We start from the raw sequence: 20,216 nt of genomic DNA, 5'->3' as shown, positions 1-20,216 counted from the left end.
CCTCAGTTTCAACCTCAGCAGCCGTGTTCACAAGTTATCAAGCCAGGTCGTTATAGCCCAGACTGGCCAGGGCACGCTCATCGTCGGACCAGCCGCTGCGCACTTTCACCCAAAGGTTCAACATAACTTTGCTGTCAAACAGCTTTTCCATATCCAGACGGGCGTCGCGACCAATGGTTTTCAGTCGTGAACCTTTGTCGCCAATGACGATTTTCTTCTGTCCGGGACGTTCCACCAACAGCAGAGCACCAATATGAAGAACACCTTCAATATCCTTGAACTCTTCAATCTCAACGGTGATCTGGTAAGGCAGTTCATCACCCAGCTGGCGCATAACCTTTTCTCGCACCAGCTCAGCGGCCAGGAAACGGGAACTGCGGTCAGTGATCTGGTCATCACCAAAGAAGTGCACACTTTCCGGCAGGAAACCGTGAACCAGGCGCTCCAGACGATCAACGTTATGACCATTCTTGGCGGCCATAGGCACGATGTGGGCGAAGTCCATCTTACGGGCCAGGTCATCCAGCCAGGGAATCAGGGCTCCTTTTTCGTCAAGACGGTCAACCTTGTTGACCGCAAGAATCACCGGAGCACGGCAGGTCTTGATCTTCTGCAGCACCATTTCATCTTCTTCGGTCCAGCGCAGACGATCCACCATAAAGACGACAACGTCCACATCTGCCAGAGAAGAAGACGCGGCCCGGTTCATATAACGGTTAATGGCTTTCTCAGCCCCCAAGTGCATACCCGGAGTATCCACGTAAATGGCCTGGATATCACCTTCGGTTTTAATGCCGTGAATCTGGTGACGGGTAGTCTGGGGCTTTCGGGAGGTAATGCTCAGCTTCTGCCCTAAAATTCTGTTGAGCAGCGTGGATTTACCAACGTTGGGACGACCAACAATAGCGACATAGCCGCACCGCCCCTGGGATACCGCCTGTTCGATCATTCTTCTACCTCTACACCCAGGACCACAAGAGCCTTACGGGCTGACTGCTGTTCAGCAACACGCCGGCTGCTGCCGGAGCCTTCTGTTCCTTCCTGCCCCTGCACATGGCAGCGAACCCGGAATGTCTGGGCATGGGCTTTACCTTCAATACTGAGCAATTCATATTCAGGCAGACTCTGTTGCAGGGATTGAAGATGCTCCTGCAAACGGGTTTTGGGATCTTTGTTGTGCTGGTCAGTCACCGACAGGGTTGACAGCCGGGAGGCATACCAGACCTTGATCCGCTCACGGCAGGCTTCCATACCGGAATCCAGGTAAATCGCGCCGAGAAGCGCTTCGACTACATCCGCAAGAATAGATTCACGACGAAAGCCGCCACTCTTGAGCTCACCTGAGCCCAGCAGCAGAAAGTCACCCAAGCCAAATTCCCGGGCCAGTTCCGCCAGGGTCTGCCCCCGGACCATACGTGCGCGCAGTCGGCTCAACTGCCCTTCACGGGCCTCTGGAAAGCGCTGATACAATTCCTCGGCCATAAGAAAGTTAACGATAGAATCCCCGAGGAACTCCAGTCGTTCATTATTGCGGCCACCATAACTGCGATGCGTGAGTGCCAGAACAGCAAGCTCAGAGTCTTTAAAGTTATACCCCAGCTTGCGTTCCAGCTTGTCTAGCGAAGATTTCACTGCTGTTTAATTTTCCAGCTGTTCTCGAAAGTAAGTACGACGTCTATGTTACCAAACAGGTCTACACGTCGTTCATAGTTTACATCGGCCACCAGGAAAGCTCCTTCCTGACGTACCTTGATTGTATCCGTGGACACATCCCGAATACCGTTAACCTGAAAGCCTTTGCTAACCCAGTTCTTAATCTGGTCTGCGCCAGCGGAGCGGATTGTCGGCCGTTCATCAAGGGAGTTAAGGACCGAACGAATGGAAAAGTTATCCATATAAACCGGTGCCACTTTGAATAACACTGTAACGGCAAACAGGCCTGCCAGTGTATAGCACAGCATCTGCAGCGCAGATGCCCCTCTCTGCTTTCCTCTTAGCGTCACGACAATCTCCTTGTTATTATTTTTGAATCAGCAGGCGCGGATAACGCCCACCGAGACAGGTCAGACTGAAGTAGCTTACTCCACAGGGCCATTATTACGGAAGTTCGGAATATCTTTCCAGCTTGGCCAGTGCATCCAGATGTATACCGCTTTACCAACAACATTATCATCGGGAATAAAGCCAATAAAGCGACTGTCGTTACTGCGGTCCCGGTTATCTCCCATAACGAAATAATGACCTTCCGGAACAACCCATTCACCTTCCGCACGGCGGTTGGGAATCATCAGATCCTTGCGAATCTCATGGGTCACACCGTTGATGGTTTCATCATAGATGCGGTAGATCGGACGAATGCCGATGCGCGGATCAAAATCATCCATCCGTTCACCCACAAAGCTTTCGGGAATTTTCTTGCCGTTTATAGTCAGGGTCTTGTTGGCATAGCGGATAACATCCCCCGGCACACCAATCACCCGTTTGATAAAGTTAATGCTGGTATTACCCGGCTCCTTGAACACCATTACGTCCCCCGGCTGGGGATCATTCACGGCCAGAACCTTGGTACCAGCCACCGGCAGGCGCAAACCATAGGTGTATTTGTTTACCAGAATAAAGTCGCCTACCTCCAGCGTCGGCAGCATGGAGCCGGAAGGAATCTGGAACGGCTCATAAAAAAATGAACGCAATACCAGAACCAGCAGCAGTACCGGGAAAATAGATTTGGAGGTTTCCACCACTACAGATTCCCGCTCCAGATCTTCCAGGGTCGCTGCGTCCGGAACATCCACACTCTTCTGGTAGCGGTCAACCGCCGCTTTCCGGCGGGGAGCCAGCACCAGTCGGTCCAGCAATGCCAGCAACCCGGTGGCAAAGACTGCGATTACGAGAATCAGAGGAAAATTCAAGTCCATCATGCTTTTTAATGCCCTTCTGTCAGAGCAACCCGCATCATGCTGGCTGCCGGTGACGGCTGTGTTTATTTATCCACTTTCAGAACGGCCAGGAACGCATCCTGGGGTATTTCCACCCGTCCTACCTGTTTCATACGCTTCTTACCCGCTTTCTGTTTCTCCAGCAGCTTACGCTTACGGGAAACGTCACCGCCATAACACTTGGCAGTTACATTCTTGCGCAGGGCCTTAACAGTGGTTCGGGCCACAACCTGCCCACCCAGCGCGGCCTGAATGGCCACATCAAACATCTGCCGGGGGATAATTTCCTTCATTTTCGCGGTCAGGTCACGACCACGGCCATGGGAATTATCCTTATGCAGAATCAGGGCCAGAGCGTCCACTTTCTCACCGTTAATCAGAATATCCATTCTGACCATGTTCGCAGTCTCGAAGCGATCAAAACTATAGTCCAACGAGGCAAATCCGCGACTGACCGACTTCAGACGGTCAAAGAAGTCCATCACCACTTCACTCATAGGCAGGTCGTAAGTCAGGGACACCTGGCTGCCGGTAAACTGCATATCTTTCTGGATACCGCGTTTATCCACACATAGGCTGATCACGTTACCCAGGTACTCCTGGGGCACCAGGATATTGGCCTGCACAATAGGTTCGCGGATTTCGTCGATACCCGCAGGGTCTGGCAGTTTTGACGGGTTATCAACCTCTACCAATTCACCATTTTTCATCAGCACCTGGTAAATAACCGTGGGGGCAGTGGTGATCAGGTCCAGATCATATTCCCGTTCCAGACGCTCCTGGATAATTTCCATATGGAGCATACCCAGGAAGCCACAACGGAAACCAAACCCCAGTGCGTCACTGGATTCCGGTTCATAGAACAGTGAAGCATCGTTCAGGCTGAGCTTTTCCAGGGCATCCCGGAAATTTTCAAAGTCATCTGAACTGACCGGGAACAGACCGGCGTAAACCTGGGGTTTAACAGTCTGAAAACCAGGCAGGGCTTCAACCTCTCTTGTCTTGGCTAAAGTCAGGGTATCACCCACGGGAGCACCGTGGATGTCCTTGATGCCGGCAACAACGTAGCCAACCTCGCCAGCCTGTAGAATGCCGGTGGATTCCCGCTTGGGAGTAAAAATACCAATGTCGTCCACCTGATGAACCTCTTTGGTGGACTTGACAAACATTTTGTCACCCTTGCGCAGGGTGCCGTTCATAACCCGCACCAGGGAGACAATGCCGAGATAGTTGTCGAACCAGGAATCGATAATCAGCGCCTGCAGGTCACCGTCACGGTCACCTTCCGGTGCGGGAATGAAAGAAATCAATTCTTCCAGCACATCCTCAACACCCAGGCCGCTTTTCGCGGAGCAGCGCACGGCTTCTATGGCGTCGATACCGATAATTTCTTCGATCTCCTGAGCCACACGTTCAGGCTCAGCCTGGGGCAAATCCATTTTGTTAAGCACGGGCATCACTTCCAGCCCCTGCTCAATGGCCGTATAACAGTTGGCGACTGACTGGGCTTCCACACCCTGAGCCGCATCTACCACCAGCAACGCACCTTCACAGGCCGCCAGGGAACGGGAAACTTCGTAGGAGAAGTCAACGTGCCCCGGTGTATCGATAAAGTTCAGCAGGTAGGTTTCACCATCTTTTGCCTTGTACTGGAGCGTTACACTCTGGGCCTTGATGGTAATGCCACGTTCCCGTTCGAGATCCATGGAATCAAGAACCTGGGCCTGCATCTCCCGGTCGCTCAGGCCTTCACAGGTCTGGATGAACCGATCAGCCAACGTGGATTTACCATGGTCGATATGGGCAATAATGGAAAAGTTACGAATATTTTTCAGGTTGCTCACCGTCAGTCACTCAGCGCTTTGAACAGTGCCTTTACCAGGGCTGCCGGGAGCCTTGCACAGAGCCGCCATTCACCAGGCACTATCTCCGGTTTATCTGCTTTAAACAAACCAACCCGCAGTCTCTGACTGCGGGTTGGTTCTCTGTTCGGTTATAAAGTTCCGAAGTTTACAGTATCTGCCGGATTGCCGCTATTCACCCGAACAACCATTCATGGGAGTGGTCGTCCGACCACTCCCATGAAATACTATTCGGACAGGCGGAATGTGATAAAGCCAGGCATGCCCCGACGGATAATGCGCATGGAGATGGTTTTATCAACCGGAAGCTTGCTGATGACCTTCTGGTAAGCCTTGGGCGATGTTACCTCCTCATGGTTGATATGAGTGATGACATCACCACTGCGCAGGCCATAGGCTCGGCCGACACCATTTCCAACCTCAGCCACGACCACTCCTTTCACGGCGCTATCCAGCCCCAGACGTGCACGGGAACTGTCGTCCAGATCCGTGACAGAGATACCCAGTCGGTTATCGCTGCGGATACCATCGTTTGGTTTACCACCCTGTTCCTCAGGCAGCTCACCAACAGCCACATCCACAGTCTTGGCTTTACCCCGTCGTACAATCTCAACTTCCACATCCTTACCAATGGGCGCACGGCCAACAGCGATAGGCAGGTCACTGGAGAACTTGATTTCACGGCCATTGAAGCGGGTGATAATATCCCCCGCCTGCAGGCCAGCCTTGTCGGCGGGACCATCCGGCAATACCTGGCTCAACAGGGCACCATGGGGACGCTTAAGACCAAAAGACTCTGCCAGGTTACGATCCACATCCTGGATAATCACACCCAGCCAGCCACGGCTGACATGACCGTTAGCCTTCAACTGGTCAGCCACATCCATGGCATCATCAATAGGAATGGCGAAAGACAGCCCCATGAAACCGCCGGAACGGGTATAAATCTGGGAATTAATACCAATCACCTGCCCCTGCATATTCAGCAGCGGCCCACCGGAGTTACCTGGATTGATGGGTACATCAGTCTGGATAAACGGCACATAGCTCTCAGTGGGCAGGCTACGATTGAGAGCGCTGATAATTCCTTTAGTGACCGAGTAATCAAATCCGAAAGGGGAACCGATGGCAAAGACCCACTGACCGGGCTTCAGAGTGTCGGAATCACCAATCTTTACTGTGGGCAGATTTTTACCGTCTACTTTCAACAATGCGAGATCGGAGCGCTTATCCGAGCCAATCAGCTTGGCCTTGTACTCACTGCGGTCGTTCAGACGGACAATAATTTCATCTGCGCCATCCACAACATGGTTATTAGTCAGTACATAACCGTCTTTGGAAATAATAAAGCCGGAACCCAGGGACTGGGGACGTGGCTGATCAATCTGCGGTGAAGGGCCTGTCCCCCCCTGCTCTTCAGGAATCTGGAAACCGAAATACCGACGCAGCAATTCCGGCAATTCATCCCCATAGGGACCGTAAGGCTGTCCCCGCTGGCGCTTTGGTCTGGAAAGGGTACTGATATTGACCACAGCCGGCGAAGCTTCTTCCGCCAGCCTGGAGAAATCCGGCAAGCTATCCGCCTGCAGTGTTCTCACCGTTGTCAGCGCAAATAAAAGACAGAGCGCTACCATGGCGCTGGCCAGTGACGTTTTCACTGCATTCACAGGAAAGTGGGATAAAGGTAGGTTCATAAATATCATTTCCAGTACTTAACAACCCATCAACTATAAACCGGTGCCCCCTGTTTCAGGAGTCCACCGAATAGGAAAGCGGTATATGTCTGCGCAGGACAATGGGCTCATAATGCCCTTCAACGCGGGAACCGCAGATCCGCCAGCGTACAAGTCCAAACCCGGACAACAGCCCGAACAGGCTGAAACATATCACCAGTGGCTCACCCAGACCAAGCAGAGAACCGGCTACAGCTCCGGTCATCAAAGCCAGTAAGGGTAAAAAATAAACAAGAAAAGAGGCCGAAACCACGGCACTCTCAGGAAGCGCGATCGTTACCTCATCCCCCTCACTGAGAGAGTAACTGCTGGACGCGCGTATATAGGCGTGACTGTGAGCTGAGCGAAGTCGCTCAAGCAGGCTGTGACCACACCCCTGGCGAACCTCACAGCTGCCACAGGTGCTTTTACGCATGGTTTCCACCCACACGAACGCCGAGTCGACTTTGACCACCCGGCCACGTTCTTCAATCATGATGTTCTTTTATCTATAGAAAAATGAAGGTTTCTGCTCCCATGGATCGCACTCCTTGGGAACAATGCGCCATTTTTTATCCTGACGGTTTACGGCCCTGACGACTTCTGTACCGGCTTCACAGAAACAGCTATACGTTCTGCTGTTCCCAAGGGCAATTCACCAACAACCGTCACATTATAATAGGCTTCGCCTTTACGAAAGACCCGGGAAACAGCAGAGGTTGCCCCGATCTGTTCAGAAGCCGGTCCTAAAACCGCTGAATCATCCTCTTCCACAAATATTGAGAAACTGCTCAGCCCGTCACTATATATCACACTGTCAACAGCCTTGTTGGAAACAGGGCTGGGGACACGGTTGTGTCCGCTGACAACAAACCCTGAAGGAACCCAACCAGCTTCCCAGCCAAGAGCACCTGTATCAACAGGACTTGCCTTCTCTGTTTGCCTGGGGTTCCAAGTGACATCCCTGGAAGGTTCAAGATTGCTGTTGGGCAGTTCTCCACCAACAGCTACGGCCACATACTGGAAGCGCTCCAGGATCGCGCCTTTCTCACCAATCATTTCTGAACGCAGTAACAGTGCGCTGTCTCGATCCAGCCACAAAGAGAACCCGTAGCGGTGATTATCTCTTGGCTGCACTTCAATGCGCAGCACATTCCGGTCGGCAACACGGTCGCTGCCACCAAACAATAAACGGTAGGAGTTGCGTAATTTATCCTGATAAGCAGCGAGGCGTTCAATCAGCTTCTCAACGCCTTCCGGCTGGAAACGGCTGACATAACCATCCGGACGGATAACGGTCACCTGGTCACCCTTGCGAATAATTTCCCGATAGGGGCCATCCTGGTAAACCAGGCGTTCCCTCACCTGCCCGTCAATCGGTTTATGGTAAACACGGAGAGCGGTAAGCCCGGAACTGTTTTCGTAGACAAAAAAGCCATGATAGGTTGAATGGGCAGGAGCAGCGACCATCCGCGTAAGCCAATCGGCAGGCGTCTCAACCGGATCGGCAAGAAGTGTCGGAGAAAGCCATGAAAGCCCTAACCCCAGAACGACTCCTGTCAGAAAACGTCTCACTGTTCCGGGCGCTTGACCAACCCTGAGTTTTCCTTTCCTCATACGTCTCTCTGTATACAAAACCGGCAAGCGCCAATGTATGATTTATTCAGCGTTTACCTGTGAAGGAATTCCGAAACTTGCGACCCTGACAAAAGGCATCACCCCCTCTCCGCCATAGGTGCTTGCCTGTTCGGCATGCTCCAGCATATAGGCACGGAAACGCTTCTGGGCAACCTGCTGGGCATAACCCCTGGCCTGGCTCATCTGTTCCGGTGTCAGCCCTGATTGACTGGTGCCAAACCCGGCCTGAACCCCACGAGCTCCAAACATATCGGCAGACGGGAGCATATTGGAAGGGTTTACTGTCGATATATGACTGGCCGGCACTGTGGCCTGGGCAACTTGATTGCCAACGCCTGCATCACTGCGGTTGGCAATATTCCAGCCCTGGACCCCGACAACCGTAGCAAAGGCTACGGAAGCGGCAATGGCCAGACGGCCGAAGTTGGCAAACCAGCTACTGCTGTTAGCGGCCCGCTTAGACGCGGCGTCCACCTCGGGGGCAGGTTCATCGGCTATAGCAGCACTGATAGAAGAAGACAGATCTATGCCTGAAAAGGCATTGCTCTCATTGCGGATAGTTTCACCTATTCGCTGGTAGCCAAGGGCAGCTTCCCGCAGTTCCTGATCTTGACCGAGCTGATCCAGCACACGGTGTATCTCAAATTCGTTGGCTTCGCCATCCATCAGCGCGGAAAGGGATTCGCGCAAATGCTCCTGGGTCTTTTTACTGGTATCACTCATAGGACACCTCAAAGGTAGTTGTCAGTTTCACTCATCCCCCCAACCCAACGGGCATTCAATATGTTCCGGGTCAACCCGTCCTGTTAAGTAAAGGCTTGATCACCCTGTCAATCGCTTCCCTGGCCCGGAAGATACGCGAACGCACAGTTCCCACCGGGCAATTCATGACCTGGGCTATTTCTTCATAACTCAGGCCATCAAATTCTCTCAGGGTCACTGCCGTTCTCAGTTCATCCGGCAGGGTTTTGATCACCCTGAATATAGTGTCTTCGATCTGATTCTTCTGAAGGTTGTTCTCAGGTGTTTCGAGATCCTTCAGGGTGAACGAACTGTCGTAAGATTCTGCGTCATATACATCCACATCCGTATCCGGTGGTCTGCGCCCCTTGGATACCAGATGGTTCTTCGCTGTGTTGATGGCAATCCGATAAAGCCAGGTGTAAAAGGCACTGTCACCACGAAACTGCCCCATGGCCCGATACGCCTTGATAAATGCTTCCTGGGTTACGTCCTGCACTTCCTGAAAATCATGGACATAACTTCCCACCAGACCGAGAATCTTATGTTGATACTTGATAACAAGAAGGTCGAATGCACGCTTATCCCCCTTGCGAACCCGGTCAACCAGCTGCTGATCGGTTTCAGGTGCATTTGCCATATGCTGCCCTCAACGTTTTTGGCCAGTCACAAAGCCTAGGCCAAAAAGCATTTGCCCCGATCTGACTACTAAGACAGCAGGGCTAACAAAAAGTTCCATATTTCTGTACATTTTTTTAAAAGAGTGGAGATCCTGCCCCGGAACGCATATTTTCAGGTATAAGAACATCTTATCGCGATCCGGTTCACATTAAACTTCCCAATCCGTAAAAACTTTGTGTATTCCCACAAATCAACGGCATTTCTTTGATCAGAGCATTTTAAAGGCACCGATCTCTGCCTTAAGATTCACTCTAGCAAAGACAGCGAACTAACCCATGCAAAGAGAATTTCAATACGATTTACTGGTCATCGGCAGCGGGGCTGCGGGCCTGACCCTCGCTCTGCATCTTGCCGACAAAGCCAGCGTAGCAGTACTCAGTAAACGTTCACTTGATGCCGGTGCCACCTGGAAAGCCCAGGGCGGGGTTGCCGCTGTCCTGACCAGTGATGACTCGGAAGACCAGCATGTCAGTGACACGTTGAATGCCGGTGCCGGTTTATGCCAAGAGTCCGCTGTCCGTTTTACCATTAATAATGGTCCTGCCGCTATACACTGGATGATCGAACAGGGTGTGCCTTTTACCCGCAACAGCCAGAATAACGATTTCCACCTGACCCGGGAAGGAGGCCACAGCCAGCGCCGGATTATCCATGCCGCCGACACCACCGGCATTGCCATTGGCAGCACCCTGCTGGCAAAGGCAATGGCCCATCCGGGAATCGACCTTCTGGACAACCATCTGGCTGTAGATCTGATCACTACCACCAAACTGGGCCTGCCTGATAACTGTTGCCTGGGAGCATATGTCCTGGATATTGGCCAGGATTGCGTCAACGTTATTCGCGCAGGCTCCGTGGTACTGGCCACCGGCGGTGCCAGCAAAGCCTACCTTTATACCAGCAATGAAGACAGTTCCTCCGGCGATGGTATCGCCATGGGCTGGCGGGCGGGCTGCCGGGTGGCCAATATGGAGTTCAACCAGTTCCACCCCACCTGCCTTTATCATCCCGATGCCCGATCATTCCTGATCTCTGAAGCTGTACGGGGAGAAGGTGGCCGCCTGCTGCTGCCAGACGGTTCCCGGTTTATGGACAGGTTCGACAGCCGCGCCGAACTGGCCCCCCGGGATATTGTGGCTCGTGCCATTGACCATGAGATGAAACGTCTGGGCACCGACTGCGTATTCCTGGATATAAGCCACAAACCCACCGAATTTATTCGGGATCACTTCCCCGGCATTTACAAACGCTGTAAAGAGCTGGGTATTGATATCACCAAAGAACCCATTCCCGTAGTGCCCGCCGCCCACTACACCTGTGGCGGCATTCTGGTGAACCATGAAGGGCGCACCGATGTAGACGGGCTCTATGCCATTGGCGAAACCAGTTACACAGGTTTACATGGTGCCAATCGCCTGGCCAGCAACTCCCTGCTGGAGTGCCTGGTCTATGCCCGCTCAGCCGCTGAACATATTGAAACCCATCTTCATGAAAATGGTCCGGATATAGAACTGCCCCACTGGGATGCCAGCCAGGTAACAGATTCCGACGAGGATGTAGTGATCAGCCATAACTGGGATGAATTACGCCGGTTTATGTGGGATTACGTGGGCATTGTCCGCACCACCAAACGACTGCAGCGGGCCAGAAACCGTATCTCCCTTTTGCAGCGTGAGATTCAGGAGTTCTACAGCAATCACCAGATTAGTAATGACTTTATTGAGCTGCGCAATCTGGCCCAAGTGGCGGAGCTGATTATTCATAGCGCACTGTCCCGACGGGAATCCCGGGGGCTTCATTACACCCTGGATTACCCGAACAAACTCCCGGCCACCTGTGATACCGTACTTGACCCGGTTACTCACTGGCAGGGATTTTACGGAGAATCGAGTCAACGGAATTAAGGCAGTTGATAATCGAAGGGGCTTCACTAATGCCCCGTGCCCCCAATTCTACCTTACGGGATGTAAGAACCTGACGAACCGCCTCGTACTGGTACGGACCGTAAGGTTGATTGCTGATAATCAAGGCATCTCCCGGCACCGGGAATGTCTTTTCCCATGCTTCAGCCGTATCAGCGGTGTTGGCTCTACGCATGACTCCATTTTCCATCACATCATCGGTATCAATAAACTCTACGGGAATATTTCTTATTTCCTCGGGAATCTTTGATACCCGGTAAACAATCCTGCCGCCATCAGCTTCATTATTCAACGTACAAACCTGCCCCAACGCCTGTATTCTTCCAATATACTGCTCAGAATTATCCACACTTTCTGTCAGCTCTCTTCTTCCCAGCAGAAATACCAGATTGTCAAACCGGTAACCCTGCCTCCAAAGCTCTCCCAAATACAAAAAACGTTTTTCTATTACGGGAAGCCTTGCTCCCAGCACCAGGGCATGACGGTAATGTTTTTGGCATGGACTGATTTCTGATATAACGCCAATCTCATCAAGAAGCCGTAAAGCCTCTGCTCTTTGCTCCTGATTCAACTCCAGTTCCTGCATCTGCCAACGCTCACATCCCATTTTCCTGCGCCAATGTTGCGCCGCTGCATCTTTCATACTTGTCAGGGTATTCTCATGGGGGATATTCAGAAGCGTCATCAGCTTGTTCAGAGGTGCAAGCTTCAATTCACGACAACCAAACCGAACTTTCGCACCTTCGACAGGCTCAGCCCTGCCTGCTGCAGAAGTGTTCTCCAATAATGGGTGTTGTAATCCCTGTTGTTGTAATCCCTGTGGCTGCATTTCCATAGCTTTCGAGCACCTGTTATATCCATATTCTGTTATTTTGACCCATCAGAAGTATGGGCTGTTGCCCAGGAAAACCTGAATGAAAGAATGGCTAACGGAGGTGCCAGAATCACTAACGGGGCGTTTTCAGTAACAGATAAATCCGAAGACGGCGAAAAGATTCCGGGTCTGTAGCATCCCGGAAAATTACTACTCGCCAACGCTGGCTTTCTTTATTTCGGAATGAGAGAACTGTCAGGAAGGGGGTAACCAATTGCTCACCAGACAGGTCAACAGGCAACCACTGTCCTGAAAAATCCTGCAGGTGCCACTCATCCTTGAAAACCCTCACCCCAAAAATGGAGGACGACGAACTTCGCCAATAATCACGACGAGCCAGCATGATAAAAGAGAAGCCGATAACAGGCCAGAATAACACACACCAGAATCGCCCAGCGGACAAAAAAGGCAACACAGCGGCAAGAAGATGGACAAGGAGAGCCAGCCGGAACCCTATAACCGACTGGCCCAGGGCAAGATCAATGGACGGGTGGCAGTTCCCGGACACGTTCAATTACCATTTTGACCATGGCTGCGATACGGGGATCTTCTGGTGTTTCTTTTTCCATAAACCAGACAAACAAGTCTGTATCCTCGCAGGCCAGAAGCTCATTATAGATAGCTTTCTCTTCATCAGTTAATGTGGAATAGATTTCCCGGGAAAACGGCACCAGAAGTATATCCAGCTCCAGCATGCCTCTGCGGCTATGCCAGAACAAACGGTTTAGCTCTTCCTGTGCTGCGCTTCGCTCTGTGGATTGCGCCAGGTCTTGAGTGTTTTTTTCTGTACTCACTGCGAGTCCCTTTGTCTTGAGGGGCCATTATAAGCAATTTTACGGCTCTGTCAGGGGCAGCCCCTGACACAGATACCCTGATTCAAGAAAATGCTTAGGCTGATTATAAACTTTTCAAAATTTCCTGTTGCTGCTGCAATCGCTGGTTCATCTGATCTCTGGCAATTTTTGCTTTCTCAACCATGTCCGCATAATTGCCAGGCAACTCATAAGGGTGCTGAAATCCTGTGGTTTCATTGGGTTCTGTCTTCCCTGTAACGTCATTCTGTATTTCAGGCTGTCTATCTGGCAAAGGGGAAAGTGACCGGATTTTACTGGAATCCAGCTTAACCACAGCGAAATCCGTGCTGTCTGAAGATGGAGCTGTGTCAGAGAAGTGCCAATTGCCTTTAGCGTCCTGCCAGCGAAATACAGAGATAACTGTAGCCTCTTGTCCGACGATATCCCTTTGCATTTTATCTGCCTGCGCCTCTACTGATTCAACCAAAAGACCGAACTTAGAGGTCATCTCAGAAACACGGGCTCTGAAGTCGGACACTTCAGGCAGTAATCCATCCCATATCGCGATACGTTTCCCATCAGGCCCGGGAAGAATAAATGGAATAGACAATACGGCACCCATAAATGCAGTAAATGCAAAGCGATTAGCCCAGCGTCTTCCTTGCGACATAACATCCTGATTTATCTGTTGTTCTGGTTATCAGTGGATAAGTCTGAAGCTATGCCTGCCGGAGAGCAAGCCTTATTAATGATTCACGACCACAGACCAGAAGATGGCATAAAGCGCACAGTAATACTGGGAAGCCAACCCCAGAATCCTCTATCATGGGCACCATCGCTCACCAGGGACATCCAACGCTTCAAATGACCAATTCCGAGTGGCTTTCCTGGCTTACCAGCCAGAACCTCACCATCACTGATGGTACTATTACCGCATCTGCCGACGATAAGACGGCCAATGCCAGCCTGACCCTTCTCGGCCATGAACGACTGCTAACGTTTACCGGCAAAGAAAACAGGAAGTTTCTTCAAGGTCAGTTGACCTGCGATGTTGAAAAACTGGAGCCAGGCCAGCACAACCCCGGCGCCTGCTGCACCCCCAAAGGCCGTATGCTGGCTAACTTTCGGGTCGTGGCCTGCCAGGATGACCTGGTTCTGTCCATGCCCGCCTGCCAGGCAGAGGTTTTGCAAACCCATCTCAGCAAATACGCGATGTTCTTCCGCACTGTGACCATCAGTGATTCCAGTGATAGCTGGGTACGCTTGGGGTTGAGCGGAAAAAATGCTTCAGAACTCGTTGCCGCTGTGACTGGCCAGGCCGCTCCCGAAGCGGCGGCTTATATCTCCTGGAAGAACGGGATTGTGATTCCAGTCTTCGACAATCGTTTTGAATGCTGGCTGCAACCGGAAACCGCGCAGATTGTATGGCAAGCGCTGGCAGAAAAGGCCCGCATTGTTCCAACACAACACTGGCAACTGGAGGATATCCAGTCTGGTATTGCCTGGGTTCAGGAACAGACCCGGGAAACCTATATTCCCCAGCACCTGAACTGGCAGGCTGTTGATGGGGTGTCATTTACCAAAGGGTGTTATACAGGCCAGGAAATCGTAGCCCGTATGAAGTATCTGGGCAAGCTGAAAAGCCGGTTGTATCGCTTTGAAATAAAGGGTCAAAGCATACCTGCCGTTGGCACTGTAATTTCCAATAACGGCAACAATGACAACACCAGCAGCAAGAGTGGTGAAGTTGTTACCGCCCTGTTCAATCCCGAGACCGAAAGAACAGAGTTGCTGGCAGTGGTCCGTAATAACGACCTGGAAACCGGTCTGACCCTTGCCACTGGCCAGGAGCTTATCGTCAAACCCCTACCCTACTCTGTGGAATAGCCCCATATACCTGTTGCTCCGATTCAACCGGAGCAACCTGTTTTCTTTGATCAGCGTTTTTCCTTTTCAGCGTACTCTTCTTGAGGCAAAGTCGTTTTTAATACCACCTGCAACTGCTTTAACTCTATTTGCGCAGATGAGTAATCAAACCCGTTAACGGCCGCCTCCAGCCTCTGCATCTGTTTCTGCCCGAATAAGGTTTTCATCAGTAAGGAACATGTGGTCAATGCCTCCGCATCCCCTTCCTGCAACTGACTTTCAAGCTTCTCCATCAAGACCGCAATATTATTTTCCGGGAAAACTTCATTCTCTGGCACCTGAGGTAAAATATGATCGCTCTTTTCCAGCAGCTTCAGGCTGGACATCACCTGGCGGAACTCAATAGAAAACTGTTCAATAGCCCGTTCAACCTCCCGGCCCTCTTCTTTTTCAGCCATCTGCTCCAGAAAACCCGCCGCTGTTTGCAGCTGTTCTGCCCCAAGGGTTCCCACAACGCCTTTCAGACTATGGGCAGCAAACCGCAGTTCCCCATAGTCTTTCCGCTTCGCATGACTTGTTAGCAGTTCCAGGCAGTCGCGCTTTTCATGGAGGAAACTTAATAACAGTCTTCTATAGAGCGCCTGGTTACCAAGCACCCGGGCAAGCCCCTGCTGCATATTAATGCCCGGCAGAGATTCTACGGAAATACTGGCAACATCAGACAGTATTTCGGTTTCTGGAGCAACCTTCTGCACTGGCAGATAACGGGCCAGAACGGTGCTCAGGCTTTTAACAGATAAAGGCTTGGAAATATGGTCATTCATACCTGCCGCCAGACAAAGATTACGATCTTCCGCCATGGCATGGGCCGTCATCGCAATCACAGGCAGATCCAGCCTGTCCGGAAGCTGGCGAATGGCCCGTGCGGCATTGTAACCATCCATTTCCGGCATCTGGATATCCATAAACACCAGATCAAATTCTTCTTCTTTTATACGCTCAACACCTAAACGACCATTATCTTCTACGGAGACATTCGCCCCCATTTTCTCCAGCAAGGCGATGGCGACCTGCTGGTTCACTTCATTATCTTCCACCAGAAGAATGCGATTTGCTCCCTGCTCCAGAATAATTGGCGACAGTTGCTCATCAACCTGTTCACACTCTCCGACACTGGAGATACCAAGGGGAACTTCAAAAGCGAAACAGCTGCCCTTGCCTTCCTCAGAAGACACTTTGATATCGCCGTCCATCAGCTCTATCAGCCTTTTGCAGATCGCCAACCCAAGGCCTGTTCCGCCAAAGCGCCGGGTTGTTGAGCTGTCCACCTGGGAAAACGATTCAAACAACATAGGCAGTTTCTCCTGCCCAATGCCTATGCCGGTATCCCGCACCTCAAACATCACCCGGGCAGTGTTTTCCTCGACAATTTCCTTTTCAGCAGTTTTCTTTTCAGCAGCAACTGGCCTGATATTGACCCGAACCTCGCCGGAGTGGGTAAACTTGATCGCATTATGCACCAGGTTAAGCAACACCTGCCCAAGCCGCAGGGAATCCCCGGACAGACACTCCGGCATATCTTCAGACATATCAATATGCAGCCCTATGCCTTTTTTCCGGGCCTGGATGGCAACCATACTGTACAGGTTGTTCAGCAGGTCAGAAGCTTTAAACGGCACAGCTTCCAGCTCCATTTTTCCGGCTTCAACCTTCGAGAAATCAAGAATATCGTTGATAATCCCCAACAGGGTATCTGCAGCGTTACAGACTTTGGATATATAATCTTTCTGGGTCGAGGTCAGCCCGGTTTCCAGAACCAGCTGGCTCATCCCGATAATGGCATTCATGGGAGTGCGGATTTCATGGCTCATATTCGCAAGGAATTCACTCTTGGCCTGGCTAGCCTTATCCGCCTCTTCCTTGGCACGACGCAGGGCTTCTTCCTGGTGTTTGCGTTCAGCAATATTCCGACAGGATGAAAACAGAAACCCCTCTCCTTCATGTTCCATATAACTGGCGGTAATCTCCACCGGGAATGTACGACCATCCTTAGCCATCCTCAGGGTCTCATAAGTGCAGATGCCCATGCGCCGCAACTGCTGCCAAAGCAGGTTCCAGCTTTTCTTATCCAGGTCCGGGTTGATATCCGACACCGTCAGGGCCATCAGCTCATCCCGGGTATAACCCAGACTCATGGCAGCGGATTCATTCACATATTTATGAGTACCATCTTTACGCAGCCAGTGAATCTGGTCACCACAGCTATCCAGAGAGAAACGGGCCATGGACAGCTCCCGCTCCCACTCCCGTTGCTCGGTAATATCTATGATGGTGCCTACCGTCCTGACGGCCTGCCCCCGGTGATCCCGACTGATCACCTTACCCTTGAGGTTGACCACCACATAGCCACCATTTTTGTGGCGTAGCCGGAAAATATGATCGAACGGTTTATCACTTAACAACGCTCGCTTAATAAATTCCGGCGTTGAGATTTTATCATGGGGATGCAGCATTCTTTTCCAGGCCCGCTCACTACCCTGCACATCGCCTGCCTGGTATCCCAGCACCCTCATATAACCAGGGCTGAAGTAGATCTGTTCATCCTTGATATTCCAGTCCCAAAGGCCATCGGTGGTCACTTCCATAGCCAACTGGTAACGCTCCTCACTGACCCTCAGGGCATCTTTTGCCTGCGCGCGTGAATAACTGATGGCCACCAGTTCACCAGCCCTGCGCATCAGCATGACATCATCAACACCCCAGACCTGATCATGACTGCAGACCTGGGCAAGACAGCCAATAACCTTTCCCGCCTGCAGCATGGGAACGTGGATGACTGATTGTCCCCCAATGTTACACAGTGCTTTGACAAAATCCGGTGAACGGCCATTCTCAATCTGGGACAAACGCACCTGACAGACGTCCCCCGCCAAGGGAAGATTCATCAAACCCTGATAGTCTGAACGGGTAATCGCAAGCAGTTCATCGGTCGAGAAATCAACACCCTGTTCACCACCGGGCCAGGGCACTGTCATACGGCCATGGTCACTAAAGAATACAACCCAGCTACATAAGGCGTTCTGGAATACCGTAATCATCTGCAGGGTTTCCCTGACAGCTTCATCCAGGGGGCAATCCATAAATTGCCGGGTTACGGCACTGAGAATACGGTCATTCTCCGCCCTGAAGCGCAGGACAGCTTCAACCTTCTGGCGTTCTTCCACCTCCCTGGCCAGGCGACGGTTCCAATATACAATAAACACCAGAGCCATCAGTACCAACAGCAAACCGATCATAACACCAGGCTGCAGACCCACCGGAGAGAAATTAATATGAATCCAGCGGTCCTGGATATCCTGCCGTTCCCTGTGCGAAACACTCTGCAGGGCTTTGTTTAACAGCCGGGACAGAAGCGTCTTGTTTTGGGAGGTAACAAACTTCAAACGGTATTTGTAACCCGTCTCGTCCATCACCCTTAAGTTGGTAATTTTCAGCTTATCAATCAGGTAGCTGGCAGAAGCCAGGTTCACCACAAAACCATCCACCATTCCCAGGGAGACCTGCTGCAGGGCATCAACAGGGTCTTTGACTTTCACCAGTACGATATTCGGGTATCGGGTCTGGAAATACTCCTGCAGATAAAAGTCCGGCAATATAGCGACACTGCGCTTTCTGGTACTCATCCATCGCTGCACCCTCTGCTCCGACTGGCGGGAGATAATCACAGCGGGTATCTCAATGGCAGAATTGGTGTAATCAAGGGATTCCTGGTATCTCAGCTCAGAAATATTCAGGGAAGACGCCATATCCGCATCCTTGTAAAGCAGACGACGCTTGCTGTCTTCCCAGTTATCACTGAACTCATAGGAGAAATGAATACCCAGTCGTCTTTCAATCAGCCTGAGATAGTCCATGGCAATGCCATCCAGATGACCATCATCATTGGCAAAGGTCACCGGCGGCAGCCCGGACTCCATTACGACCCGAATCACCGGATTATCTTTTAACCAGCGTTTTTCCTCGGGTGTCAGCTGGAGGGTTTTGTCGGGCGCCTGGTAATGACGTTTATCGACATCCTTGATCCAGCGTTGCTCAATCTCCATCAACTCTTCCGGGGTCATGGCACTGAAGCCATTTCTCAGGATTTCGGTTAACTGCTGCCGGCCAAAAAGGGTCGCTGGAGCAAGCTCTTCCTTTAACAGGCTGTTATCCCGACTGGCAATTTGCTGAATAAGCCCCGATTGTTTCAGCAGATAATCAACGGAAACCTCTTCACCGATAAACGCACGAATAGAGCCGTCCATAAGGGCATTAATCATCTCCTGAACCGAGTGAAAAGGAACAACAATCGCGTCAGGCAGCCATTGGCGCAAATACGCGGCCTGGCTCGATTCTTCAACAACACCTATGCGCTGGCGGGACAGCCCCCTCCGTCCGGAGACCGGGCCAATATCCTTACGATAAAACAGGGTGGAGGCCTGCATATAAACCGGATCAAGAAAGTCCAGCCCTGAGGAATAACTGCCGCTGCGCTCCGGTAAGGCTCCATGAACATCAACTTCCCCCTTCTTCAGGGCCAGAAGATTCTCTGCGATAGAACCCATCCTGAATTTAATGGGAATCCCTGTTTTTTCCGACCAAAGCGTCCATACATCTACCAGCATACCGCTGGGCTGCCCAAGGGAACCCACAAATGAAAAGGGTGCCATGTCACGATCCAGCGCGACATTAATACTCACTTTGCTTTCCGGAATGGGGGGCATCTGCCCCACCCAACTCTGAAGCTGGCCATTCAGGGTCTTATCTGTCAGTGATGTCCTGAGAATATCGAGATTCTCTTTCAAGTCCGGGCGCTGCTCTGATACCTGGGCACCAATGGAGAGCCTGCCCAGCACAACCGGCTGTTTCTGATAATCCCCCTGAAGACTCTGCCACTCCCTCAGCAGTATCTGGCGAAGCCCGTACAATGGTTCTTTTTCCATCTTGTACAGATCTACACCACCGGGCCCATGGGCCAGACGCAGGGGCGATGAATCTTGAGTAATGACCTCCTGAGCAATATTTTTCTGAGCAACAGGCTCTTGAGCGAAAAGAGAAAGGCTCAAAAAAGAACTGAACAGAAACATCAGGCACAAAAGAGAAGAAGCCTGATCGAAACCCCACCTGAAACGACTTGTCATCTATAAAAAT

17 protein-coding genes are annotated in these 20,216 nt (G+C 51.5%); 2 read left to right on the top strand and 15 right to left on the bottom strand.

Translation table 11 applies throughout. From position 1 onward, the window contains the following. Nucleotides 1-37: 37 nt before the first annotated feature. The 10 genes from era to rpoE all read right to left on the bottom strand — a co-directional run bounded on the left by era (nucleotide 38) and on the right by rpoE (nucleotide 9,529). Entirely contained in the window at nucleotides 38-949 is a 912-nt protein-coding gene (era, locus tag ACY2RQ_RS04730) for a GTPase Era (protein WP_490111806.1), read from the bottom strand. Beyond that, entirely contained in the window at nucleotides 946-1,632 is a 687-nt protein-coding gene (rnc, locus tag ACY2RQ_RS04725) for a ribonuclease III (RefSeq protein WP_490111805.1), read from the bottom strand. The genes era and rnc overlap by 4 nt, the downstream gene beginning before the upstream one ends. Further along, nucleotides 1,629-2,003, bottom strand: coding sequence for a DUF4845 domain-containing protein (locus ACY2RQ_RS04720; protein WP_490111804.1), 375 nt, complete (start codon nucleotides 2,001-2,003; stop codon nucleotides 1,629-1,631). Before ACY2RQ_RS04720 ends, rnc begins: the two co-directional genes overlap by 4 nt. A 75-nt stretch (nucleotides 2,004-2,078) precedes the next feature. Next, nucleotides 2,079-2,918: a signal peptidase I gene (gene lepB, locus ACY2RQ_RS04715; RefSeq protein ID WP_490111803.1), complete on the bottom strand. Its 840-nt coding sequence runs from the start codon at nucleotides 2,916-2,918 to the stop codon at nucleotides 2,079-2,081. A gap of 62 nt (nucleotides 2,919-2,980) precedes the next feature. Further along, nucleotides 2,981-4,780 carry a translation elongation factor 4 gene (gene lepA / locus ACY2RQ_RS04710; RefSeq protein WP_490111802.1) on the bottom strand — a complete coding sequence of 600 codons (1,800 nt, stop codon included), beginning with the start codon at nucleotides 4,778-4,780 and terminating at the stop codon, nucleotides 2,981-2,983. Between the two features lie 245 nt (nucleotides 4,781-5,025). Then, a complete protein-coding gene (locus ACY2RQ_RS04705; protein ID WP_490111801.1) occupies nucleotides 5,026-6,492 on the bottom strand; it encodes a DegQ family serine endoprotease in 1,467 nt (488 codons plus the stop codon). 55 nt (nucleotides 6,493-6,547) lie between these two features. Next, nucleotides 6,548-7,006, bottom strand: a complete 459-nt coding sequence (locus ACY2RQ_RS04700) for a SoxR reducing system RseC family protein (RefSeq protein WP_490111800.1) — start codon at nucleotides 7,004-7,006, stop codon at nucleotides 6,548-6,550. Nucleotides 7,007-7,095: 89 nt separating this feature from the next. After that, nucleotides 7,096-8,127 (bottom strand): MucB/RseB C-terminal domain-containing protein, encoded by a 1,032-nt coding sequence (locus ACY2RQ_RS04695; protein ID WP_490111799.1) that lies wholly within the window; start codon nucleotides 8,125-8,127, stop codon nucleotides 7,096-7,098. Between the two features lie 42 nt (nucleotides 8,128-8,169). After that, nucleotides 8,170-8,871, bottom strand: coding sequence for a sigma-E factor negative regulatory protein (locus tag ACY2RQ_RS04690; protein ID WP_490111798.1), 702 nt, complete (start codon nucleotides 8,869-8,871; stop codon nucleotides 8,170-8,172). A gap of 70 nt (nucleotides 8,872-8,941) precedes the next feature. Continuing rightward, nucleotides 8,942-9,529, bottom strand: coding sequence for an RNA polymerase sigma factor RpoE (rpoE, locus tag ACY2RQ_RS04685; RefSeq protein ID WP_490111797.1), 588 nt, complete (start codon nucleotides 9,527-9,529; stop codon nucleotides 8,942-8,944). Nucleotides 9,530-9,845: 316 nt separating this feature from the next. Between rpoE and nadB the strand changes: the two genes are divergently transcribed. Then, on the top strand, nucleotides 9,846-11,474 hold the full coding sequence (gene nadB / locus ACY2RQ_RS04680) for an L-aspartate oxidase (protein WP_490111796.1): 1,629 nt from the start codon (nucleotides 9,846-9,848) through the stop codon (nucleotides 11,472-11,474). Here the strand turns inward: nadB and ACY2RQ_RS04675 are convergent. The 4 genes from ACY2RQ_RS04675 to ACY2RQ_RS04660 all read right to left on the bottom strand — a co-directional run bounded on the left by ACY2RQ_RS04675 (nucleotide 11,428) and on the right by ACY2RQ_RS04660 (nucleotide 13,830). Then, a complete protein-coding gene (locus ACY2RQ_RS04675) occupies nucleotides 11,428-12,327 on the bottom strand; it encodes a hypothetical protein (RefSeq protein WP_490111795.1) in 900 nt (299 codons plus the stop codon). The two genes, nadB and ACY2RQ_RS04675, sit on opposite strands and share 47 nt — an antisense overlap. 112 nt (nucleotides 12,328-12,439) lie before the next feature. Continuing rightward, nucleotides 12,440-12,874, bottom strand: a complete 435-nt coding sequence (locus tag ACY2RQ_RS04670) for a protein YgfX (protein WP_490111794.1) — start codon at nucleotides 12,872-12,874, stop codon at nucleotides 12,440-12,442. Further along, nucleotides 12,846-13,160 (bottom strand): FAD assembly factor SdhE, encoded by a 315-nt coding sequence (locus ACY2RQ_RS04665; RefSeq protein WP_490111793.1) that lies wholly within the window; start codon nucleotides 13,158-13,160, stop codon nucleotides 12,846-12,848. Before ACY2RQ_RS04665 ends, ACY2RQ_RS04670 begins: the two co-directional genes overlap by 29 nt. Before the next feature lie 103 nt (nucleotides 13,161-13,263). Continuing rightward, entirely contained in the window at nucleotides 13,264-13,830 is a 567-nt protein-coding gene (locus tag ACY2RQ_RS04660) for a DUF4124 domain-containing protein (RefSeq protein WP_490111792.1), read from the bottom strand. A 155-nt stretch (nucleotides 13,831-13,985) separates the two neighbouring features. On the opposite strand from ACY2RQ_RS04660, the gene ygfZ reads away from it, so the two are divergent. Then, nucleotides 13,986-15,047: a CAF17-like 4Fe-4S cluster assembly/insertion protein YgfZ gene (gene ygfZ / locus ACY2RQ_RS04655; protein WP_490111791.1), complete on the top strand. Its 1,062-nt coding sequence runs from the start codon at nucleotides 13,986-13,988 to the stop codon at nucleotides 15,045-15,047. A gap of 50 nt (nucleotides 15,048-15,097) precedes the next feature. Here ygfZ and ACY2RQ_RS04650 read toward each other — a convergent pair whose 3' ends face one another. Further along, nucleotides 15,098-20,131: an ATP-binding protein gene (locus ACY2RQ_RS04650; protein WP_490111790.1), complete on the bottom strand. Its 5,034-nt coding sequence runs from the start codon at nucleotides 20,129-20,131 to the stop codon at nucleotides 15,098-15,100. Nucleotides 20,132-20,216 lie beyond the last annotated feature (85 nt).

The sequence above is a fragment of the Parendozoicomonas sp. 209JJ7-1 genome, from assembly GCF_058147085.1.
Note: the sequence above shows the minus strand (reverse complement) of the source record. Positions and strands in the feature narration are given on the sequence as shown.

Bases quoted from the DNA above. Each gene is read 5' to 3' on its own strand.
- era (WP_490111806.1), bottom strand. From the start codon at position 949: ATGATCGAACAGGCGGTATCCCAGGGGCGGTGCGGCTATGTCGCTATT.
- ACY2RQ_RS04690 (WP_490111798.1), bottom strand. From the start codon at position 8,871: ATGAGTGATACCAGTAAAAAGACCCAGGAGCATTTGCGCGAATCCCTT.
- nadB (WP_490111796.1), top strand. From the start codon at position 9,846: ATGCAAAGAGAATTTCAATACGATTTACTGGTCATCGGCAGCGGGGCT.
- ACY2RQ_RS04660 (WP_490111792.1), bottom strand. From the start codon at position 13,830: ATGTCGCAAGGAAGACGCTGGGCTAATCGCTTTGCATTTACTGCATTT.
- ACY2RQ_RS04705 (WP_490111801.1), bottom strand. From the start codon at position 6,492: ATGAACCTACCTTTATCCCACTTTCCTGTGAATGCAGTGAAAACGTCA.
- rpoE (WP_490111797.1), bottom strand. From the start codon at position 9,529: ATGGCAAATGCACCTGAAACCGATCAGCAGCTGGTTGACCGGGTTCGC.
- ACY2RQ_RS04695 (WP_490111799.1), bottom strand. From the start codon at position 8,127: ATGAGGAAAGGAAAACTCAGGGTTGGTCAAGCGCCCGGAACAGTGAGA.
- lepB (WP_490111803.1), bottom strand. From the start codon at position 2,918: ATGATGGACTTGAATTTTCCTCTGATTCTCGTAATCGCAGTCTTTGCC.
- ACY2RQ_RS04700 (WP_490111800.1), bottom strand. From the start codon at position 7,006: ATGATTGAAGAACGTGGCCGGGTGGTCAAAGTCGACTCGGCGTTCGTG.
- ACY2RQ_RS04675 (WP_490111795.1), bottom strand. From the start codon at position 12,327: ATGGAAATGCAGCCACAGGGATTACAACAACAGGGATTACAACACCCA.
- ygfZ (WP_490111791.1), top strand. From the start codon at position 13,986: ATGGGCACCATCGCTCACCAGGGACATCCAACGCTTCAAATGACCAAT.